Origin of the sequence: Micromonospora sp. WMMD1102 (assembly GCF_029626265.1) — a bacterium.
Lineage (GTDB): Bacteria > Actinomycetota > Actinomycetes > Mycobacteriales > Micromonosporaceae > Plantactinospora.
Genome location: NZ_JARUBN010000001.1, coordinates 5,002,895 through 5,024,018 on the forward strand (window position 1 = coordinate 5,002,895; position 21,124 = coordinate 5,024,018).

The 21,124-nt window shown below is 73.7% G+C and carries 16 protein-coding genes; 10 read left to right on the top strand and 6 right to left on the bottom strand.

Annotated features, from left to right (window positions below):
• Positions 1-82: 82 nt before the first annotated feature.
• The 4 genes from O7626_RS22420 to O7626_RS22435 all read left to right on the top strand — a co-directional run bounded on the left by O7626_RS22420 (position 83) and on the right by O7626_RS22435 (position 7,666).
• Positions 83-1,492 (top strand): ROK family transcriptional regulator, encoded by a 1,410-nt coding sequence (locus tag O7626_RS22420; RefSeq protein ID WP_278063078.1) that lies wholly within the window; start codon positions 83-85, stop codon positions 1,490-1,492.
• 395 nt (positions 1,493-1,887) lie between these two features.
• Positions 1,888-5,004 carry a glycoside hydrolase family 3 protein gene (locus O7626_RS22425; RefSeq protein WP_278063079.1) on the top strand — a complete coding sequence of 1,039 codons (3,117 nt, stop codon included), beginning with the start codon at positions 1,888-1,890 and terminating at the stop codon, positions 5,002-5,004.
• Positions 5,004-6,128 carry a LacI family DNA-binding transcriptional regulator gene (locus O7626_RS22430; protein ID WP_278063080.1) on the top strand — a complete coding sequence of 375 codons (1,125 nt, stop codon included), beginning with the start codon at positions 5,004-5,006 and terminating at the stop codon, positions 6,126-6,128. Before O7626_RS22425 ends, O7626_RS22430 begins: the two co-directional genes overlap by 1 nt.
• A gap of 92 nt (positions 6,129-6,220) precedes the next feature.
• Entirely contained in the window at positions 6,221-7,666 is a 1,446-nt protein-coding gene (locus O7626_RS22435) for a pyridoxal-dependent decarboxylase (RefSeq protein ID WP_278063081.1), read from the top strand.
• A gap of 72 nt (positions 7,667-7,738) precedes the next feature.
• Here the strand turns inward: O7626_RS22435 and O7626_RS22440 are convergent, their stop codons facing one another.
• A complete protein-coding gene (locus tag O7626_RS22440; RefSeq protein WP_278063082.1) occupies positions 7,739-8,650 on the bottom strand; it encodes a MerR family transcriptional regulator in 912 nt (303 codons plus the stop codon).
• 134 nt (positions 8,651-8,784) lie between these two features.
• On the opposite strand from O7626_RS22440, the gene O7626_RS22445 reads away from it, so the two are divergent.
• Complete coding sequence (locus O7626_RS22445; protein WP_278063083.1) at positions 8,785-9,099, top strand: PadR family transcriptional regulator; 315 nt, start codon at positions 8,785-8,787, stop codon at positions 9,097-9,099.
• Positions 9,099-10,001: a hypothetical protein gene (locus O7626_RS22450; protein ID WP_278063084.1), complete on the top strand. Its 903-nt coding sequence runs from the start codon at positions 9,099-9,101 to the stop codon at positions 9,999-10,001. Before O7626_RS22445 ends, O7626_RS22450 begins: the two co-directional genes overlap by 1 nt.
• Before the next feature lie 40 nt (positions 10,002-10,041).
• On the opposite strand, the gene O7626_RS22455 is transcribed toward O7626_RS22450, so the two are convergent.
• The 3 genes from O7626_RS22455 to pyk are packed head-to-tail and all read right to left on the bottom strand — an operon-like array spanning position 10,042 to position 12,945.
• Complete coding sequence (locus O7626_RS22455; protein ID WP_278063085.1) at positions 10,042-10,584, bottom strand: Rrf2 family transcriptional regulator; 543 nt, start codon at positions 10,582-10,584, stop codon at positions 10,042-10,044.
• 22 nt (positions 10,585-10,606) lie between these two features.
• Positions 10,607-11,494 carry an acyl-CoA thioesterase II gene (locus O7626_RS22460; protein WP_278066263.1) on the bottom strand — a complete coding sequence of 296 codons (888 nt, stop codon included), beginning with the start codon at positions 11,492-11,494 and terminating at the stop codon, positions 10,607-10,609.
• Positions 11,495-11,496: 2 nt separating this feature from the next.
• A complete protein-coding gene (gene pyk, locus O7626_RS22465; RefSeq protein WP_278063086.1) occupies positions 11,497-12,945 on the bottom strand; it encodes a pyruvate kinase in 1,449 nt (482 codons plus the stop codon).
• 357 nt (positions 12,946-13,302) lie between these two features.
• Between pyk and O7626_RS22470 the strand changes: the two genes are divergently transcribed.
• The 3 genes from O7626_RS22470 to O7626_RS22480 all read left to right on the top strand — a co-directional run bounded on the left by O7626_RS22470 (position 13,303) and on the right by O7626_RS22480 (position 17,175).
• The gene (locus O7626_RS22470; protein ID WP_278063087.1) at positions 13,303-13,602 is read left to right on the top strand and encodes a hypothetical protein; all 300 of its coding nucleotides are present in this window, start codon (positions 13,303-13,305) and stop codon (positions 13,600-13,602) included.
• A gap of 5 nt (positions 13,603-13,607) precedes the next feature.
• A complete protein-coding gene (locus tag O7626_RS22475; RefSeq protein WP_278063088.1) occupies positions 13,608-15,323 on the top strand; it encodes an amidase in 1,716 nt (571 codons plus the stop codon).
• Positions 15,324-15,423: 100 nt separating this feature from the next.
• Entirely contained in the window at positions 15,424-17,175 is a 1,752-nt protein-coding gene (locus O7626_RS22480) for a hypothetical protein (RefSeq protein ID WP_278063089.1), read from the top strand.
• Between the two features lie 114 nt (positions 17,176-17,289).
• Here O7626_RS22480 and O7626_RS22485 read toward each other — a convergent pair whose 3' ends face one another.
• Positions 17,290-19,314, bottom strand: a complete 2,025-nt coding sequence (locus O7626_RS22485; protein WP_278066264.1) for an ATP-binding protein — start codon at positions 19,312-19,314, stop codon at positions 17,290-17,292.
• 196 nt (positions 19,315-19,510) lie between these two features.
• On the opposite strand from O7626_RS22485, the gene O7626_RS22490 reads away from it, so the two are divergent.
• Positions 19,511-20,167: an SRPBCC family protein gene (locus O7626_RS22490; RefSeq protein ID WP_278063090.1), complete on the top strand. Its 657-nt coding sequence runs from the start codon at positions 19,511-19,513 to the stop codon at positions 20,165-20,167.
• A 72-nt stretch (positions 20,168-20,239) separates the two neighbouring features.
• Here O7626_RS22490 and O7626_RS22495 read toward each other — a convergent pair whose 3' ends face one another.
• Positions 20,240-20,956 (bottom strand): SDR family oxidoreductase, encoded by a 717-nt coding sequence (locus O7626_RS22495; RefSeq protein ID WP_278063091.1) that lies wholly within the window; start codon positions 20,954-20,956, stop codon positions 20,240-20,242.
• Positions 20,957-21,124: the final 168 nt, after the last annotated feature.

Below are 21,124 nucleotides of genomic sequence, written 5' to 3' on the forward strand. Positions count from 1 at the left end.
GCGGTGCGGCATGATGGGCGCGCACCGTCGGCAACCGGCGCGACACCGGGCCCGGAGACCGACGCGGGGAGCGGGGCTGATCTTGTTCACGACGCAGACCGGGCCACAGCCGGCCGATCTCGCCGACGTACGGGCCACCAACCTCGCCGTCGTGCTGCGCTTCGTCCGGGCCCACGCGCCCTGTTCCCGGGCCGACATCGCCGGCTCGACCGGGCTGAACAAGGCGACCGTCTCCAGCCTGGTCGCCGAGCTGCTCGACCGGCGTCTGGTCCGGGAGACCGGACTGGCCGAGAACCGGATCGGCCGCCCCGCCACCATGCTGGTGGTCGACGGCGCGCCGTACGCGGCGATCGGCATCGAGGTGAGCATCGACGAGCTGACAGTGGTCGCCGTCGACCTCGCCGGCACCGAACTCCTCTCCTGGCGGCGTGCCTTCGACGGCTCGTCCGGCTCCGCCGGCCGGGCGGTCAGTGCCATCGCCGCGCTGGCGAACCGCGCCGTCAACCGGGTCGGCCACCAGGGACGCGAGGTACTCGGCCTCACCGTCGCGGTCCCCGGCCTGGTGGACGGCAGCGGCACCGTCCGGCTCGCCGGCACGCTCGGCTGGCGAGACCTCCCGCTCGGCGCCGACCTGCACCGGGCGCTGCGCGGTCCGGGCTACGAGGTGGTGGTGGAGAACGACGCCAACCTCGCCGCGCTGGCCGAATACCGGCACGGCCCGTACGCCGGGACCGCCAACCTGGTGCACCTGACCGGCGGCGCCGGACTCGGCGCGGGTGTGGTGGCCGACGGGCGGCTGCTGCGTGGCGGACGCGGCTTCGCCGGCGAACTCGGTCACGTACCCGTGGTTCCGGACGGTCCCGGCTGTCCCTGCGGCCGGCGCGGCTGCCTGGAGGCGGTGGCCGGCATCCCGGCGCTGATCCGCCGGGCGCTGCCGGACGTGGCCGAGGACGGCCCGGTCACCGACTTCGCCCCGGAGGTGGACCGGATCCGGAGCAAGGCCCGCCGGGGCGACCGCGCCACCCTCGACGCGCTCGCCGAGATCGGCCGGCACCTGGGCCGGGGCGCCGCGCTGCTGGCCAACCTGGTCAACCCCGAGGTCGTGCTGCTCGGTGGCTACTACTCGACGCTGGCGCCGTGGCTGCTTCCCGCTGCCGAGGCCGAACTGCACGCCAACACGCTGGCGCCGGAGGCCGGCGGTGCCCGGCTGCTCGCCTCGGCTCTCGGCACCGGGGCGGCGGCGTCCGGCGGGGCGGCCCGGACCCTGGAGACCGTCGACGCCGGCCGGTTGCCGCTGCGCGACCCGGACCGGAGCACCGCCCGGGGCCCCGGCTCCGCCGCCCGGGTCTCCGGGAAGACCCCCACCAGGTCGAGCACCGCACCGGGCGATCCGGAGCCGGAGTCGGGCACCGGGCCGGCCGCCGCCGACGCGGCGACGTCCGCCACGCCCGGGTCCGCCGGCCCGACCCGCCAGCCGGCCGCCCAACGCTGACCGGCCGGACAGGCCACCCGACCCCGGACACGGCACCCCAACGCCGGACGGGCCACCCAACGCCGGGCGGGCCAACGCCGGGCCACCCAACACCGCGCGACCGGGCTCGCGGGCCCGCCGGAAACAGACGCCGACCAATCGGTTCGACGCAACCCCTTGACCGGTACGGCCGCTGGTGGAAGCCTCGAAATGCTCCCTCGTGACCAGCGGGAAACCGCTATCCACGGTGGAGTGTTTTTTCCCCGGCCGTCGAAGCGCTTCGAGCTTCCCGGGCTGTCGGTCGGGCACACCCCGCCGCGCCATCCCCCGCCTACTCGAAGCGCTTCGAGTGCGCCGCCACCACCAACGGTCGCACCGCCGCAGCGCAGGTCGAAAATCATGGAAGGTGATCGACCGTGACCGACACGACGTTCCGCGACCCCGACCAGCCGCTCGACGTCCGGGTCGCCGACCTGCTCGGCCGGCTCACCCCGACGGAGAAGGTCGCGCTGCTGCACCAGCACCAGGCCCCGGTGCCCCGGCTCGGGATGCCGGCGTTCCGGACCGGCACCGAGGCGTTGCACGGGCTCGCCTGGCTCGGCCCGGCGACCGTCTTCCCGCAGGCGCTCGGGCTCGGCAGCACCTGGAACCCGGAGCTGATCCGGGCGGTCGGCGCGGCGGTCGGCGACGAGGTGCGGGGGCTGCACCACAAGGACCCGACCCGGGTCGGGCTGAACGTCTGGGCGCCGGTGGTCAACCCGCTGCGCGACCCCCGCTGGGGCCGCAACGAGGAGGGCTACGCCGAGGACCCCTGGCTCACCAGTTGGCTCGGCACCGCCTACGCCCGGGGACTGCGCGGCGACCACCCCGACTACCTGAAGACCGCGCCGACGCTGAAACACTTCCTCGGCTACAACAACGAGACCGACAGGTGCACCACCTCCAGCAACCTGCCGCCCCGGGTGCTCTACGAGTACGAGCTGCCCGCCTTCCGGGCACCGATCGCCACCGGCTCGGCGGTGGCGGTGATGGCGTCGTACAACCTGGTCAACGGGCGGCCGGCGCACCTGAGCCCGCTGATCGGGGCCGAGCTGCGCCGGTGGACCAGCGACGAGATCCTGGTGGTCAGCGACGCCGGTGCGGTCGCCAACATCGCCGGCGCCCAGGGCTACCTCCCCGACCACCCCAGCGGGTACGCCGCCGCACTGCGGGCCGGCGTCGACAGCTTCACCGAGGACAGCGAGGCCTCCGGGCCGACCATCGAGCGGCTGACCGAGGGGCTCCGGCGCGGGCTGCTCGACGAGTCCGACCTGGACACGGCGGTACGGCGGATCCTCACCATCCGATTCCGGCTCGGCGACTTCGACCCGCCGGAGCGGAACCCGTACACGGCGGTCACCGCGGACGTGATCAACTGCGCGGCGCACCAGGAGCTGGCCCGGGAGGCCGCCCGGCAGTCGCTGGTGCTGCTGCGCAACGTCCCCCGGCCCGGCACCGGGGCGCTGTTGCCGCTGGATCCGGGCCGGACCGGCCGACTGGCCGTACTCGGACCGCTCGCCGACACGCTCTACGAGGACTGGTACTGCGGGACCCTGCCGTACGCGATCACCGCCCGGGACGGCCTGGCCGCCCGGTTCGCCCCGGCCAGCACGACGTACCACTGTGGCGCCGACCTGATCGCGCTGCGCACCGCCGACGGCTACGTCCGGGCCGCCCACGATCCGCAGGGCGCCGCCCTCCGGCTCGACCGGATCGGCCCGGCAGCCTCGGCGGGCGACGCCCCGGCCACCGCCGACGGCACGACCACGACCGACAGCCCGGCCACCGCCGACGGCACGACCACGACCGACAGCCCGGCCACCGCCGACAGCCCGGCCACCGCCGACGCCCCGACCACCGCCGGGGCGGACGTCGTCGGGTCGGCCGGGCCGGCCTCGGCGGACGGCTGGTTCGAGGTCTTCGACTGGGGACAGGACATCATCGCGCTGCGCAGCCTGGCGAACGGCCGGCACGTCGGCGCCGACGACGAGGGACTGCTGGTCAACGACCGGCCCGGCCCCGGTGGCTGGATCGTCCGGGAGACGTTCCGGCTGGTCGACCGGCCGGGCGGCGGCCGGGTGCTGCACCACCTGGCCACCGGGCGGTACGTCCGGGTCGACCCGGACGGCGTGCTCCGGGTCGACGCGGTGGAGCCGGCCGACGCCACCGGGTTCACCGTCGAGCTGGTCTCCGACGGTGCGGCCGAGGCGGCTGCGCTGGCCCGGGAGGCCAACGTCGCCGTGGTGGTGCTCGGCAACCACCCGATGGTCTGCGGCCGGGAGACCGAGGACCGCGCCGACCTGGCCCTGCCGGCCGGACAGGAGGCACTGCTCCGGGCGGTGTACGCGGCCAACCCGCGTACCGTGCTGGTGCTCAGCAGCAGCTATCCGTACGCGGTGAACTGGGCCGACGAGCACCTCCCGGCGATCGTCTGGTCGGCGCACGGCGGCCAGGAGTACGGCGCCGCGCTGGCAGCCGTACTCGCCGGGGACGCCGACCCGGGTGGCCGGTTGACCCAGACCTGGTACCGCGACGCGGCGGAGCTGCCCGACCTGTTCGACTACGACGTGATAGCCACCGACACCACGTACCTCTACCATCGGGGCACCCCGCTCTACCCGTTCGGCCACGGGCTGAGCTACGCCGAATTCGCCTACTCTGACCTCCGGCTGAGCGCGGACGAGGTGGACGCGGCCGGAGAGATCGAGGTCAGCGTGCGGGTGACCAACGTCGGTTCCCGACCGGGCGACGAGGTGGTCCAGCTCTACACCCGGCAGCGGCGCTCCCGGGTCAAGCAGCCGCTGCGCCAGCTTCGCGGCTTCGCCCGGGTGAGCCTGGCGCCGGGCACCTCGACGACGGTACGACTCCGACTGCGGGCGGCCGAGCTGGCGCACTGGGACGTGGCCCGGGGCCGGTACGTGGTGGAGGACGCCCGGCACACCGTCGCGGTCGGCCGGTCCAGTGCCGACCTGCTGCTTACCGCCACCCTGGCGGTACACGGCGAGCCGGTACGCCCCCGCGCGGCGCTGGCCGGTCCACTCTGCGCGGCCGACCACGACGAGTACGCCGGCATCGAGCCGCTGCCGGACGGCCCGGACGGTGCGGCGGTGCTGGCCCGGGAAGCCGGCGGCTGGATCCGGTTCTCCCGGGTGGACTTCGGCACCGGGGTACGCGGGGTCGCGGCCCGGGTCGGTGGAGACCGCCCGCTGCCGCACGGCGCCGAGCTGGTGCTCCGGTTCGACGACCCGGTCCGGGGCCCGGTCGCCGGCACGATCCGCGTCCCACCCACCGTCGACGACGCCCCGACCACCAGCACCAGCGCCAGCAGCGGCGACATCGAGCCGGCCACCGCCACCGGCCGCTGGCACGGCGAGGCGACCGGGGTACGGGATCTGTATCTGCTGTTCGACACCCCCGGCGCTACGCTGAGTTGGTTGACCTTCACAGCCGGAGTCGACGGCGACCGCACCGGTGTGGAAACTGGAGGCGCCTAGTGTCCGAGTCGTCGGGCCCCACCTCGCCACGGTCGCACCGGCAGTCCACCGGTGGTCCCGCGAAGCGGGCGGACATGGTGACCATCGCCGACGTGGCCCGGCACGCCGGGGTCGCGGTCAGCACCGTGTCGTACGTGCTCAGCGGCAAGCGCGCCATCTCGGCCTCGACCCGGGAACGGGTACTGGCCAGCGTGCGTAGCCTCGGCTACCACCCGAACGCCGGGGCGCGGGCCCTGGCCAGCAGGCGGGCCAACGTGATCGCCCTGGTGCTGCCGCTGCGCTCCGGCATGCACCTGCCGGTACTCATGCAGTTCGCCACCGCGGTGGTGACCACCGCCCGGCAGTTCGACCACGACGTGCTGCTGATGACCGCCGACGAGGGGCCGGCCGGGCTGCGCCGGATCGCCGCCAGCGCGATGGTCGACGGCATCGTGCTGATGGACGTGGAGATGCACGACGCCCGGGTGCCGGTGCTGCGCGACCTGGAACGCCCCAGTGTGCTTATCGGCTTCCCCGCCGACCCCACCGGGCTGACCTGCGTCGACCTGGACTTCTATCGGGCCGGCGCGGCCTGCGTCGAGCACCTGGCCGGGCTCGGCCACCGCTCGGTGGCGCTGCTCGGCGCCCCGGCCGTGGTCTACGACCGGGACACCGGCTTCGCCCACCGCACCCGGGCCGGCTTCACCGAGACGGCGCGGCGGCACGGGATCACGGCGGTCGCCCAGCCCTGCGAGGAGAACTTCGAGGCGGTCGCCCAGGAACTCGCCGGGTTGTTGGAGCGCCAGCCGGAACTGTCGGCGCTGGTGGTGCACAACGAGGCGGCGGTCGGTCAGGTGCTCGCCGCGCTGCCGGCGCTCGGCCGGCGGGTCCCGGAGGACGTCTCGGTGGTGGCGATCTGCCCCGACGAGGTCGCCGAACGGGCCAGTCCGGCGTTGACCTCGGTGCTGATCCCGGCCGAGGAGGTCGGCCGGCAGGCGGTGTCGCTGCTGATGGCGAAGCTGGAGCGGGAGCCGGTCCCGGAGGGCACCCTGCTGCCACCCCGGCTGACCGTCCGGGCCAGCACCGCGGCGGCGCGGCCACCGGTCGGACCGGCGCGGATGCCCACCGCGGCCCCGGCCGCCTGACGACCCGATCCACCGGCCACACCGCCCCGGCCACACCGCCCCGGCCGCCCGGCTTCTTGATCGGCGGCGGCCGGGCTGGTCGACTCGTGGCCATGGCCCAACACATGACCCCGGACGAGTTCCGCCGACACGGGCACCAGGTGGTCGACTGGATCGCCGACTACTGGGCGACGCTCGACCGGCGGCCGGTCACCGCCACCGAACCGCCCGGCACCGTCGCCGCCCGGCTGCCGGCCGGCCCACCCGAGCGGGGCGAGCCGTTCGACCGCCTCCTCGCCGACCTGGACACGGTGATCGCACCCGGTCTCACCCACTGGCAGCATCCCCGGTTCTTCGGGTACTTCCCGGCGAACACCTCCGGGCCGAGCGTGCTCGGCGACCTGGTCTGCGCCGGCCTCGGCGTGCAGGGGATGCTCTGGTCCACCGGCCCGGCCTGCACCGAGGTCGAGACGGTGGTGCTGGACTGGCTGGCGGAACTGCTCGACCTGCCGGCCCGGTTCCGGTCCACCGGCACCGGCGGCGGGGTGATCCAGGACTCGGCCTCGTCGGCGATCCTGATCGCCGTACTGGCCTCGCTGCACCGGGCCGGCGGCGGGCGGTGGCGGGGGCACGGGGTGCGGCGGGCGTACCGGGTCTACACGTCGACGCAGGGGCACTCGGCGATCGAGAAGGCGGTCCGGATCGCCGGACTCGGTGACGCGGGACTGCGTACCGTCGGGGTCGACCCACAGACCCTGGCGCTGGACCCGGCGGCGCTGCGGCAGGCCGTCGAGGCGGATCTGGCGGCCGGGCTGGTGCCGGCGGCGGTGGTGGCGACGATCGGCACCACCTCCACGAACGCGGTCGACCCGATCCCGGCGATCGGCGAGCTGTGCCGGGAGTACGGGCTGTGGCTGCACGTCGACGCCGCGTACGCCGGGGCGGCCGCGGTCTGCCCGGAACTGCGGCACACCCACGCCGGGTTGGAGTACGCCGACTCGTACTGCTTCGACCCGCACAAGTGGCTGCTCACCGGTTTCGACTGCGACGCGTTCTGGGTGGCGGACCGGGCGGAGCTGGTCGAGGCGTTGACGGTGCTGCCGGAGTACCTGCGCAACGCGGCCACCGAGTCCGGGGCGGTGCTCGACTACCGGGACTGGCAGGTGCCGCTCGGCCGGCGGTTCCGGGCGCTGAAACTCTGGTTCGTGCTCCGCTGGTACGGCGCCGAGGGGCTGCGCGCACACATCCGGGAGACGATCGCGCTGGCCGGCTGGTTCGCCGACCGGGTGCGGGCAGACCCGCGCTTCGAGGTGGTCGCGCCCGGCCCGTTCGCGCTGGTCTGCTTCCGGCTGGCCGGCACCGGCGACGGGGCCGCCGACGACGAGGCGAACGCCGAACTGCTGGCCCGGGTGAACGGGACCGGCCGGGCCTACCTGACGCACACCCGGGTCGGCGGCCGCTACACACTGCGGCTGGTGCCGGGGTCGCCGTACACCCTACAGGAGCACGTGGCGCAGACCTGGCGGCTGATCGGCGAGGTCGCGGCCACCCTCGGTTGACCCGCCCGGGCAGTCGGCCGGGCCGGGCAGGCCCCCGCCGCGACCGGGGCGGGCGGGGGCCTGCGGGATCTGTCAGGCGCGCAGGGCGGCGACGAACCACTCGAACTTCGGCACCTGCGGCGGGAACGACGGGCGACCGTTGAGCACGCCGAGCAGTTCCCAGTACCGCTCGACCCGGCGGTCGGTGAAGGTCGCCACCTCGTCGGCGAGCCGGGCACGATCCTCGGTGGAGAGTCCCGGGTCCACGATCCGGTCCAGCACCGCCCGCCCCTGCGCCGAGTCCGGGGCGATCCCCTCCGCCATCGCCCGGCCGACCTGCTCGACCACGGCCGTCGGGTCGTACGCCGACGGCCCGCCCCGCTCGCCGGTCGGCTGCCCGCCGGCCACCGCCATCTGCCGGGCCCGCTGCCCGAACTCGGGGTCGGCGACCAGCTCGGCGAGTTCCAGCCAGGCGTCCACCTGTTCCGGGCTCGGATCGTCGGGCAGTTCGGCCGGCAGCTGCCGCATCGCCTCGGCGATCCTCGCCCCGGGCTCGTACGGCTCGATCCCGGCGAAGGCACGGTCCACGAAGTCGTCGATCATCCGCTGCCGTTCCTGCGCGGAGAGCCGGGCCAGCTTGTTCATCACTCTCATCTCCTCGGTCGTGCTGTTCCGTCGGGCGACCGACCGCAGCACGGCCCGGCGTATCTGGAGCGTGCGGATTTCCGTGTCCAAGGCGCGTACGTGTGCCCGGGCCACGTCGGCCACCGCGCTCTGCCGGGCCAACACCCGCTGCACGGTCCCGAGGTCGAGCCCGAGATCCCGCAGGGTCCGGACCAGTTCGAGCCGGGCCACCGCCGCAGCGTCGTACAGCCGGTAGCCGCTCTTGGAGCGGTCGGTCGGCGGTATCACGTCGATGTCCGACCAGAAGCGGATGGTCCGGACCGACAGGCCGGTACGTCGGGCGAGCTGTCCGATCGTGAACAGCTCGGTGCGGTCGTTCACGGGAAGAGCCTCAACCTTCCAGCCGCTGGAGACTCAAGCCCATTATCGCCGAAATCGGTGCCGACCGAGCGGTTGACCTAACTACTATGTATTGCGATACTACGCTGAACGTAATAGAGTGGGAAGGTGCCGACGTGTCCGGACTCTCCGAACTGGGCAGGTTCTCCGAACCTGCGCTACTAGTTCTGATCAGTCTCGCGGCTGGTCCCCGGCACGGCTACGCCATGCAGGAGGACATCGCCGGGCTGACCGGCCACCGCCCCGGGCCGGGCACGCTCTACGGCGCCATACGGCGTCTGGAGCAGCATGAGTATGTCGAGGCACTAGCCGAACAGGAACGGCGCAGACCGTACCGGCTGACCGACGCAGGGCGGGCTGCCCTCACCGTGGAACTGAAGCGGATGCGTACGGTGGTCAACGCCGGCCAGCGTCGGCTGGCGATCGCCTGATGCGGCGCCGATGGCTGGTTCGCGCCGCGCTGGCCCTCTACCCGCAGGCCATCCGCGAGCGCTACGGCAAGGAAATCGGCGACCTGCTGGCGAACTCGCCCACCCCGCTGGCCGACCTGGCCGACGTGGCCCGGTGCGCGCTGCGGGACCGGGCCGGCTGGCATGCGGGGGCGATCACCCTGGCCGGGGTCCGCACCGGAGGACTCGCCGTGGCCAAGCTCCTGCTGGCACCACTCGGCTTCGTCATCGCTCTGCTGGTGCTGATGTTTGCCGCCGGCCCGGTGCTGAACACGCTGGTCGCCCTTGGCGTCAACGTCGAACGGACCGCGTCGGTGGTGCATAGCCTGGCGGTCATACCGGTCGGGCTGCTCGGCTGGTGGCTCGGTCGCCGGTTGGGGCATCGCCGCCCGATCTCCGGGCCATGGCTGGTGGCGCCAACGGCGCTGGCCATCGGCCTGCTCGCGCTGACCACGCTGCCCGGCGTAGGAGTGGTGCTCGGCGAGACCCCGAGCTCCTCGGCGCTGGCCATTCTGGGCTGGTATGCCGGGGTCGTCATGCTCTGCTCGCCGTTACGGGCACTGGTCGGACGTGGCCGGCTCGGCGCCGCATGGCTCACCGGCACAGCCGGAGGTCTTGTCCTACTCACGCTGAGCACTGCCGCCTACGTCTGGAGCGCGCTGGACCCAGTCCGTGCCCCACGCGGCTCGGCACCGTACTGGTATTTCAGCGCCCTCTCCGGCATCGACCCGGGACTCGTCGACGCCGGTTATCTCCAACTCGCCGACGCGGTCAAGCTTCTCCCGGCGGTGCTCACCATCTGCACGGTGCTGGTGCTCACCGTGGCGAGCGTGCGGACCGTCGAGCGGCCAACGCCGGTGGTCGGCTCACCCCGACCCGGGTGACCGCCGATCACCACCCGAGACCGCCAAGCCCGGCGTCACGTCAGCTCCAGGCAGCCGGGTCGGCGGTCAGCTGCCGGACCCGGTCGGGCAGCCTGCCGTTCGCCACGTCGGCGATGGTGACCAGTTCCAGGATCTCCCGCTCGCTGGCCCGCAGCGCGATCCACACCTCCTGGAGCGCCCGAGCCGCACCCGCATAGCCGAGATCCTCCGGGCGCTGCCCCCGGATGTTGGCCAGCGGGCCGTCGATCACCCGGATCACCTCGGCCAGCGAAATCGCCGCTGCCGGCCGGGCCAGCCAGTAGCCACCCTCGGGGCCACGTTGTGCGTGCACGATGCCGCCCCGGCGCAGTTGCAGCAGGATGCTCTCCAGAAACTTCGGCGGAATGTTCTGGGCCCGGGCGATCTGCTCGGCGGTCAGCGGCGCCGGACGCCGGGCGGTTCCGCCGCCGTCACCGGCCTGGTCGGTGGACCGGGTCCGGCCGGCGGCTGCGGTCAGGCGCGCGTCCGGCCCGACCTCCTCGGCACGTGCGGCGATCTCGCAGGCGGCACGCAGCGCATAGTCGACCCGGGCGGAGAGACGCATACCGGAAGGTTATCCGGCCCGGTCAGGCCCCGACCCGGCGGAGCAGCCCTTCCTGCACCGCGCTGGCGATCTGCCGGCCGTCGACGGTGAACATCCGGCCGGTGGCCAGCCCCCGCCCGCCGGACGCGGAGGGGCTCCAGCAGTCGTAGAGGAACCACTCGTCGGCCCGGAACCGGCGGTGGAACCAGAGCGCGTGGTCGAGGCTGGCCCCGACCAGGCCGCCGGGCCCCCACACCTCGCCGTGCACCGAGAGGACCGAGTCGAGCAGGGTCATGTCGGAGGCGAAGGTGAGGGCGCAGGCGTGCAGCAGCGGGTCGTCCGGCAGCTTGCCGTCGATTCGCATCCAGACCCGCTGGTGTGGGTCGGCGGGCCGGTCGCCGGGGCGTACCCAGCCGGGCTCGCCGACGTAGCGGACGTCGATCGGTCGCGGGATCATCGCCCAGATGCCGAGCCGTTCCGGGTAGCGGGCCAGCCGGTCGGACATGGTCGGCAGGGTCTCCGGCGCCGGCACGTCGGCCGGCACCGGGGCGTGGTGGTCGAGCCCCTTCTCCTCGCGGTGGAAGGAGGCCGACATGAAGAAGATCGGCTTGTCGTGCTGGAGCGCGACGGAACGGCGTACCGAGAAGGAGCGGCCGTCCCGAACGTTCTCCACCTGGTATTCGATCGGCTCCGCCGGGTCGCCGGGCCGGACGAAGTAGCCGTGCAGGGAGTGCACGAACCGGGTCGGGTCGACCGTCCGGCCGGCGGCGACCAGAGCCTGACCGGCGACCTGGCCGCCGTACACCCGTTGCGGGCCGACCGGCGGGCTCATCCCCCGGAAGGTGTGCTCGTCGAGCTGGCGGAGGTCGAGCACCTCCAGCAGGAGGTCGACCGCCGCCTGCCCGACGAGCGTCTCGCCGGTGGGATCCAGGCTCACTGCCCGGACCGGCCGACCGCCGGGTCGACGAGCGAGCCGAGCTGGTGCACCCGCAGCGTGTTCGTGGAGCCGGGAGTGCCGGACGGGGTACCGGCGACGATCACCACGTAGTCGCCCGGGTTGGCGTGGCTGAGCCCGATCAGCGCCTGGTCGACCTGCCGGAACATGTCGTCGGTGTGCTGCACGAAGGGCATCAGGAAGGTCTGCACGCCCCAGGAGAGGGCGAGCTGGTCGCGCACCTCCGGGACCGGGGTGAAGGCGAGCAGCGGCAGGTCGCAGTGCAACCGGGAGAGCCGGCGTACGGTGTCACCGGTCTGCGAGAACGCGACGAGCGCCTTGGCGCCGATCGCCTTGGCGATCTGCGAGGCGGCGACGGTGAGCGCCCCGCCGTGGGTACGCGGGTCGTGCTGGAGCCGGGGCACCCCGATCGAGCCGGACTCGGTGGTCGTGACGATCTTCGCCATCGTGCTGACCGTGAGCACCGGATATTTGCCGACGCTTGTCTCGCCGGAGAGCATCACCGCGTCCGCGCCGTCCAGCACCGCGTTGGCCACGTCGGACGCCTCGGCGCGGGTCGGCCGGGAGTTCTCGATCATGGAGTCGAGCATCTGGGTGGCCACGATGACCGGCTTGGCGTTCTCCCGGCAGAGCTGCACGGCCCGCTTCTGCACCAGCGGCACCTGGTCGAGCGGCAGCTCGACGCCGAGGTCGCCACGGGCCACCATGATCCCGTCGAAGGCGTTGACGATCGACTCCAGGTGGGTCACCGCCTCGGGCTTCTCCACCTTCGCCATCACCGGCCGGTGCACCCCGACCTCGTGCATGATGTGGTGCGCCAGCTTGATGTCCTCGGGCGAGCGGACGAAGGACATCGCCACCATGTCGACGCCGAGCCCGAGCGCGAAGCGCAGGTCCTCGGTGTCCTTGTCCGACATCGCCGGCACGCTGACCGCCACGTTGGGCAGCGAGACGCCCTTGTTGTTGGAGACGGCGCCACCCTCGGTGACCAGCACCCGGATGTCGTTGCCGTCCACCTCGCTGACCTCGACCGCGACCCGGCCGTCGTCGATCAGCAGCCGGTCACCCGGCTTCACCTCGTAGGGCAGCTTGTCGTAGGTGCAGGAGACCCGCTCCCGGGTGCCGACGATCGCGTCCCCGGTGATCACGACCGAGTCGCCGGTGCGCCACTCGTGCGGCCCGTCGGCGAACCGGCCGAGCCGGATCTTGGGACCCTGGAGGTCGGCGAGGACGGCGACGGCCCGACCGGTGGTCCGGGCAGCCTCCCGGACCAGGTGGTAGACCTGCTCGTGGTCGGCATGGCTGCCGTGGCTGAAGTTGAGCCGGGCTACGTCCATGCCCGCCTCGACGAGTCCGCGGATGCGCTCCGGTGAGGCGGTCGCGGGACCAAGGGTGCAGACGATCTTCGCGCGGCGTGTCACGGCCATCAGGCTAGTCTCTCTCTCGGATCGGCCCGCCGGACCCTCGGGATGCCGAAGTCTTGACCAACGTCACGCGGCTACTGGGTGACCGGCGGGTCGTCACACCGGGACGTCGTGGCGGGCGTCAGCGACCGCGCGGCGCCGAGCCTACTCCCGCCGCGCCAGCGTCGTGCTCCCGGCCGGGGTCGGTCCGGGTCCGTAGGCGGGCGGCCAGCGGCGCCCAGACGGAAAGTCTACGCCGCCGCCCGCCAGTTCACCGCGACGTGATCTTGTCGTTATTCCGCCGACACCGTCCGGCCGGACAGTCGGGGCGCAGTGCAGTTGATCAAGATCCCGTGGATTCCGACCGTCGCGAGGAGCGCCATGGCACCGACCCCGCCCACCGACGCCGAACTCGACACCATGATCCGGGCCCGGCTGGCCAGCCTGGGCATCGACCTCGACCAGCTGCCACCCGGCACCGCCGCCGACCCGGAGACCGGCTCCCCAGGCCGGGACTCGGTACTCGCCTCGCTGCGCTCGTTCGTCCGGGGCACCGTGGCCGAGCTGGCCGCGTACCAGCTGCCGGCGCCGGCCGGTACCGACCCGGAGCTGGCCAGGGCGCTCTCCCAGCAGGCCGCCCCGATGCTCTACCCCTCGATCAGCACGCAGTGGCGGCGGTGAGAACGATGGACTCCGTACCCCAGGACCGGACCGTGCCCCAGGACCGGACCGTCGACCGCCGGGCCTTCCTGGCCCGGGCCGCCGCGCTGGCCGCCGCCGGAGCGGCCGGCGGCGCCGTCGCACTGCCCGCGGTGGCCGCCGCGCAGACCCCGTGGACCCCGACCCCCGGCGGCACCGGGCCGGCCGGGCACGGCGGCGGTCCCGGCCGGCCGAATCCGGCGCTGGACCGGCCGGAGGCGTACCGGCGGCCCCGGTCCGAGGCGCTGGCCGACCCGACCGAGCTGACCGTCGCCGAGGCGGCCTGGCTGATCCGGGCCCGCCGGCTCAGCCCTGCCGAGCTGGTCGAGGCGTACCTGGCGCGGATCGTGGCGTACGAGGAGACGTACCAGGCGTTCAACCTGGTACTCGCGGACGCGGCGCTGGCCGCCGCCCGAGCCGCCGGGCGGGAACGGCACTCCGGTGCGCTGCACGGCATCCCGCTGGCGATCAAGGACAACTACTACACCGCCGGGGTGCCGACCACCGCCAACTCCTACCTCTTCCGGGACTTCGTGCCGCCGTCCGACGCCACGGCGGTGGCCCGGCTCAGGGCGAACGGGGCGATCGTGCTCGGCAAGACCCAGATGGGTCCGCTGGCCACCACCCGGGCCACCACCCCGGCCGGGATCGTCACCACGGTCAACGCCTGGACGCCGACCGACCCGGGCACCGACCCGGGCGGCTCGTCCACCGGCACCGCCACCGCGGTCGCCGGCCGGCTGGCCACCGCCGGCACCGGCACCCAGACCGGCGGCTCGATCACCGCGCCGTCGAACGCGCAGAACCTGACCGGGCTCAAGCCGACCATGGGCCGGGTTCCGTTGACCGGGATCATCCCGCTCAGCTACACCCGGGACCACCCCGGACCGCTGGCCCGGGACGCCCGGGACGCCGCGATCATGCTCACCGCGATGGCCGGCGAGGACCCCGCCGACCCGCGCAGCCAGGGCCTGCCACCGGTCCCCCGGCTGATCGAGGCGGCCACCCCGGTGTACGCCGGCCGGCGGGTCAAGCTGCGCTGGAAGACCCGGATCGGGGTACTCCCCAACTACGCCACCGGCACCTCGGCTACCGCACTGGCCCGGCAGGCGTTCCTGGCCGAGCTGGCGAAGCTCGCCGGCGCGACCCTTGTCGACGTGCCGCTGCCGGAGGACTGGAACCTGCTCTCCGGCGGCAGCTTCAACAACATCCGGCTGCCGGAGCGCAGCGAGCCGTTCATGCCGTACCTCCGCACCGACCTGCGCGGTTTCGGGGTCTCGGTGACCAGCTGGCTACAGGGGGCGCTGCTCGGCGGCAACGAGTTCCTCACCGGACAGCGGGCCAAGCTGCTCTTCCTGGAACGGGTACTCGACCAGGTCTTCGACGCCTGTGACGTGGTGGTGCAGACCGGACCGGTGCCGTTCGACATCCTCGGCCTGCCGGAGATCGGCTTCCCGATCGGGTTCAGCCCGGCCGGGGTACCGATCGGCACCATCCTCGGCGGCCTGCCGTACGGGGAGGAGCGGTTGTTGTCGGTGGTGGCCGCGTACCAGGAGGTGACCGACTGGCACTGGCGCCGGCCGGCCGACCCGCCGGCCGTGGCGGCGGACCCCCGGGCCGCCCGGGGCACGCTGCCGGCGCCCGAGCCGGACGGGTCGCGGGGCCGGCTGACCGCCGAGCAGGTGGCCGAGCTGACCCAGTAGATTCGGGTACGCGGACCCGAGCAGGGCCCTCGGCCGGCGATGTCGAGGGTCCCGCACTCCGCCGACCGTGCGGGTATCCCGGCTTGGGTATCGTCGCCCGGTGCCAGTCGCCGGGACCATCGCCACCGACCTTGCCGACCTTGCCCGGTCCGCACTTTCCCGGTCCGCGGCTGGCCAGGTCGACACGGAACCTCCGGAGTGCAAGGTGGATCCGGCCGAGCGGATCGGTTGGGCGGTCGCCCGGTTCGACGGCGGCGACCGGGCCGGTGCCGCCGGGGAGTTGTTCGGCTGCCTGGACGGCTGGCTGCCGAGGGAGTTCGCCGAGGCGGCAGCCCGGATCCTGAGCCGTGAGCAGGCGCTGCGGTTCGTGGCCGCCGCACTCGACGGCGAGCACCCGTACCGGTGGTTCCACAGCGGGTTCGCCGGCCCCGAGGGCTCGGTCGCCGCGGCGCTCGCCCCGCTCGTGGTCGGCGAACCCGATGCGGAGGCGGCACTGCTCCGGGCCGTACTCGTGATCCTGCCGAACGAGGACCGGACCCGGGCCCACAGCCGGGCCGCGCGGATCTCGGAGGTCCTCGCGGCGCTCGCCGAGGCGTACGCCGGGAAGCCCGCCCCGCTCGACCGCTGGTCGGCCATGCTGGACGAGGACGACCGGCCCTGCCTGGCCGTGGCGGCCGCCCGGTGCGGGCCAGTCGGACTGGCCGAGGTCGAGCGGCGTTGCGGCACCGTCCGGGAGGCCGACGGCGAGCGGCTCGTGGCCGCTTTCGTCGCGGCGGACCGGTTCGACGACGCGCTGACCCTGGCGACCCGGCTCGGTCCGATTCAGCAGCAGCGCGCGCTGCTGACCCTGGCGATGCCGGGCGGCCTTTCCCCGGCGCGGGCCAGGGCACTCGTGGCCGCCTTCCGCAAGTGCCCGAAGGGCGGGCGCGAACGCGACGCGCAGATGGTCTACCAGCACCGGTTCGCCCGGCTGCTGCTGGCCCTGGAACGGGTCGACGACGCGCTCGCCGTGCTGCACCGGATGCGGGACTGCCGCGTCTCGGGGTACGGGCCGGCCCCGCTCGCCCTGGATGTGCTGCGCCGGCTCGACGACCGGCCGGACGTGGCGACCCCGGAGCGGCTGCGCGCCGTGCTGGACGTACTGGCCACCCCGTGGGTCATCCCGCAGGAGCTGGCCGCCGTCGTCGCGAGCGTCGTACCGCTGGCGCACGCGCTCGCCGACGAGCCGCTGCGCGCCGAGATCGTCGACGTGCACGTGCCCCGGCTGCGGGCCCGGCTCCGGAACAACTCGTGGGCGCTGCTGGTCGACGCCGGGCTCGGCGCCGCGCTCGCCGAGGCGGGCGACGCCACCGCGCTCGACCCGGTGTTCGGGCAGGCCGCCGGCGGCCGAACCGAGGCGCGGCTGAATCTGGTGCTGGTCCGGCTGGCCGGTCGCACCGGACTGCCGGCCCGGGATCGTGAGCTGTTCACCCGCCTGGTGACCGGGGTGCTGGCCGAGGGCTACCGCTCACACGCCGAGGATCTGCTGCCGGCACTCGACGCCGAGGGCCGCACCGTCCTGCCGGCGGCGCTGGCAGCGGTGCCCGCCGACCGCCGCCGGCAGGCCGTCGACGTCCTCGCGCGGTTCGCCGAGCGGGTCGACGACGCCGGTCTGCTCGCCGCCGTGCTCGCCGCCGCACCGGACGCCGAGAGTACCCGGCGGGTCGCCGGCCGCGCCGCGATGCTGCTGGCCCGGCACGGCGAGCTGGCCGACGCGCTGGACATCGCCCGCCGCTGCGACCTGGTCGGCGCGGCGTCGGAGCAGCCGGCCGAGGCCCTTCCGGTCGACACCCCCGGCGCCGCTGCCAACTGACTCGATCGAACGCAGGACGTCACGGGCGTCGCTGCCGGCCCACTCGATGCCGTGCACGCGTCGCTGCCGGCCCACTCGATGCCGTTCCGGGGTGCGCTGGCAGACGGATGGCGTTCACCGTCCGGCGGGCCGTTGCCGGGGTACCGAGAACTCGACCTCGGTGCCCTCGCCCGGAGTGCTGTGGATCGTCGTGCTGCCGCCGAGGTCGGTGATCCGGCCGCGGATCGACTGGACCACGCCGAGCCGGCCTGCCCCGGCCGCCTCGGCCAGCCGCTCCGGGGTGAATCCGATCCCGTTGTCGCGGACGGTGACGCGCACCGTGTCCCCCTCGTCCTCCAGCAGCACCCAGGTGCGGGCGGCGGGGCCGGCGTGCCGGCGTACGTTGTCCAGGGCGGCCTGCACCGCCGCGGTCAGCTCCATGGCGGTGGGGGCCGGCAGCAGCACGGGTTCGGCCGGCGCCGCTATCTCGACCGTGGCGGACGCCAGGGCCGCCAGGACCGTCCGCAGGTCCAGAGCACCGTCCGGATGCGGAGCGGTCGCCCCGGTGAGCAGGCTGCGCAACGCCGTCTCCTGCTCGGCGGCGAGCGTGGCGAGCTGCGGACCCTGCCCGCCGAGATCGGAACCGTGCCGCTGGACCAGCGCCAGTACCTGCAACACGCCGTCGTGGATGGAACGGGCCAGCCGTTCCCGCTCGGCGGTGGCGGCGTCCCGGCGGATCTGCTCCGCGTGCTTCCGCTCAGCCCGCCGGGTGGCGATCTGTTGCGCGAAACCGAGCCCGCCGATCGCCGCGCCCGCCATCAGCAGCAACCCGGCCGAGGTGTTCAGGTGGAACACCGAGTTGAGGTAGGACCCGACCGGTGAACCGTTCCGCAGGTAGGTCGCCTCGATGGTCTGTAGTCCGCCACTGGCCAGTACGGCGGCCACCGGACCCAGCATGACCGGAAGGGCACCACGGGGGGCCAGCACCGGGGCGGTGGCGCCGACGACAGCGGTCGCCGCGGCGGCGACCACGACCAGGATGAGCGACGCGGGGATGGTGCTCCGCTGCTCCGCCAGCTTCTCCGGCTGCCCGGACGTCGCGGCGTAGGCGATGAACAGCGCCATGGCGGCCACCACCGTCAGCGCGCTGGCGAGCGGTACCCGCCACCTACTGCCGGCCGCGACCGCGCCGAGCACCACCCCGGCCAGCGCGGACAGCCATCCCAGCGGGCCACCGAAGACCAGCGCGGTCACCACGAGGATCATCGGCGCCACCACGGCCACCCGCGTCGTCGCCACGACCAGTGCCGCGGCGACCGACCACGGGCCGGCGACGACGGCGATGCCGAGCGTGACCACCAGGGTGATCGCCCCGACGATGGCGACCTCCACGAAGCTGCGGATGTAGAGGGCTGTGAAGCTGACCCCGAGCAGGTCGGCCAGTCGCTCGGTGGTCAGCAGGGACAGCGGGATCGCCAGGCAGGCCACCAGCGCGCCGGCCAGCAGCAGCCGGACCCGGCGCCTCGACCGGTCGGCGACGTCGACCAGCCCTGTCGCGGCGTCGTCGCCGTGCCGGCCGTGCTGCCAGGCCACCGGCAGCACGCCGACGAACCCGACGACGACCAGGGCGGCGTGCCAGGCCGGAATGCCGCTGTTCGAGATCAGCCAGCCCGCACCGACCAGGACGGAGCCGAACAGTTGGGCGCCGACGGAGAGGCCGGTGACCGCCGCACCCCAGCCGGGCGAATCGCGGACGAGGCTCTGGGCACACGCCAGCACCCCCAGGACCGCCAGCGGGTACCCGGCCTTGGCCAGGGCGCTGACCGCGAGTGGGAAGGTCAGCCCCGCCGAGGCCGACAGCACGTCGGGTACGGCCAGCAGACCCGCGACGACCAGCAGGTACGGCCACCACCGCAGTGCGCAGAGCCCGACGACGGTAGCCGCGATCGGCACCACCAGGAACGCCCACCCGATGCCGTGGAACTCGCCGTGTCGTGGCGTGTCGATGAACGGCGGCAGCCCGTTGGCGTAGCGGGGAGAGGTCCACACCACGAGGAACAGGCAACCGCCCAACCCGGCCAGCAGTGCCGGCAGGCGCCGACGGCCGAGACCGGCAGGCACTCGGGGCCGGAAGATCAGCTCGTTCACGCGTAGCATCATCACCGGTCGATCCTCCTGGAACCTGAGTTCCGCTACTCATCGAACGCCTCCGGGTGCGGTTGCACCGGATCCGCCCGCCGGCTGAGTTGTCGGGGTGCCTCGGCAGCCACGCCGAAATGACACATGGTTCGCTTATATAAGTTGCTCTTGATACGCTGCCACCCGTTCGACAGTCGAAGCAGCGTGAGGAGTACGGGTGGACATCGTCGACGAGATCAACGCGATCCACCGAAGGGTCGGCCGGGCCGAGACGCCGGCCGGCGAGGGGCGTACCGTCCTGCTGCGCCGCAGCTACGACACCTCCGTGCACGACCTCTGGGACGCGGTCACCAACCCCGAACGGCTGCCCCGGTGGTTCGCCCCGGTCAGCGGCGACTTCGAGCTGGGCGGCCGGTACCAGGTCCAGGGGAACGCCGGTGGCGAGATCATCCGCTGTGAACCGCCCCGGATGTTCCGGCTGACCTGGATCTTCGGCGAGCCCGTCGAGGGCGGGTTCAGCGAGGTCGAGATCCGGCTCTCCCCCGCCGACGGGGCGGACCGGACCACCCTCGAACTCGAACACGTCGCCGTCATCGACCCGCAGCGGTGGACCGAGTACGGCCCCGGCGCGGTCGGCGTCGGCTGGGACCTGTCGCTGCTCGGCCTCGGTCTCTATCTGGGCGGCACAATGATCGGGGACCCGGACGCCTGGGGAGAGTCCCGGGAGGCCCGGGAGTTCATGACGCTGAGCAGCAACGCGTGGGGCGCGGCGACGGTGGCCGGCGGCGAGCACCCGGACGCGGTGGCGGCGATGGTCGCCAACACCACCCGGTTCTACGCCCCGGCCCCGCCCGCTGGCCCGAACGCACCCTGACCCGGAAGCCGAGGCCGGACGCACCCTGACCCGGAAGCCGAGGCCGGACGCACCCTGACCCGGACGCCGAGGCTACGGCCCCGGCGACCGTACCTGTTCGAAGTGGAACTCCCGGATGAAGCAGTCCCGGGGCTGTCCGACCGCGAACAGCACGCACTCCACGACCGACCGCGCGGTGAGCGGTGCGCCGGGCTCGCGCGGCCCGTCCTGCACGAAGTCCGGCGGATAGAGCGAGATCACCCGGACACCCTCGGCGCGCAGCCGATGCGACAGGATGCCGGCGAACCCGGCCTGGGCGTGCTTGGCGGCATAGTAGGCCGGATGCGCCTCCGAACGGTGGTGGCCGACCTCCCCGCAGGCGGAGACGAGGTTGACGACGTCGGGCCGGTCCGAGGCGCGGAGCAGCGGCAACAGGTGTCGGGTGAGCAGCAGGGTACCGGTCGCGGTTCCGGCGACGGTCTCGACGATCTCCTCGTCGGAGGCGTCGTCCAGTCCCACCCCGGGCAGGTAGCCGGCACCGTTGTTGACCAGCACGTCGATCCGGTCGTTCCGGTCGGCCAGCGCCGCCGCGAAGCCGCGTACCGAAGCGGGGTCGGCCAGGTCGCAACCGTGCGCCTCGGCGGTGCCGGCCCCGCCGAGGCGGATCAGGTCCGCCGTGCGTCCGGCCGCCGCCGGGTCCCGGGCCGAGACCACGACGTGCGCGCCGCGCTCGGCGAACGCCAGTGCCAGGGTACGGCCGGTGCCCCGGCCCGCGCCGGTGACGACGACCCGCGGTCCGTTCGGGAGCATCGCCCGAGTCCACCACCTCAACCACGGTTGAAGTCAACTCTCCGCCATGGCCGCCGCCGAGGCGTATTCCGCGACGAGCGGTGGTGAGCCGACAAGGCTTTCCCGGTGCACCAGGTCACCGCCTGCCGACAGCAGGACCGCCGCTGCGCTGTGCTGCGCACCAACGGC

Excerpts from the sequence above, each read along its gene's own strand:
- O7626_RS22455 (WP_278063085.1), bottom strand. The coding sequence starts at position 10,584 with ATGCGTCTCTCCGCCCGGGTCGACTATGCGCTGCGTGCCGCCTGCGAG.
- O7626_RS22485 (WP_278066264.1), bottom strand. The coding sequence starts at position 19,314 with ATGATGCTACGCGTGAACGAGCTGATCTTCCGGCCCCGAGTGCCTGCC.
- O7626_RS22450 (WP_278063084.1), top strand. The coding sequence starts at position 9,099 with ATGCGGCGCCGATGGCTGGTTCGCGCCGCGCTGGCCCTCTACCCGCAG.
- O7626_RS22470 (WP_278063087.1), top strand. The coding sequence starts at position 13,303 with ATGGCACCGACCCCGCCCACCGACGCCGAACTCGACACCATGATCCGG.
- pyk (WP_278063086.1), bottom strand. The coding sequence starts at position 12,945 with ATGGCCGTGACACGCCGCGCGAAGATCGTCTGCACCCTTGGTCCCGCG.
- O7626_RS22435 (WP_278063081.1), top strand. The coding sequence starts at position 6,221 with ATGGCCCAACACATGACCCCGGACGAGTTCCGCCGACACGGGCACCAG.
- O7626_RS22495 (WP_278063091.1), bottom strand. The coding sequence starts at position 20,956 with ATGCTCCCGAACGGACCGCGGGTCGTCGTCACCGGCGCGGGCCGGGGC.
- O7626_RS22475 (WP_278063088.1), top strand. The coding sequence starts at position 13,608 with ATGGACTCCGTACCCCAGGACCGGACCGTGCCCCAGGACCGGACCGTC.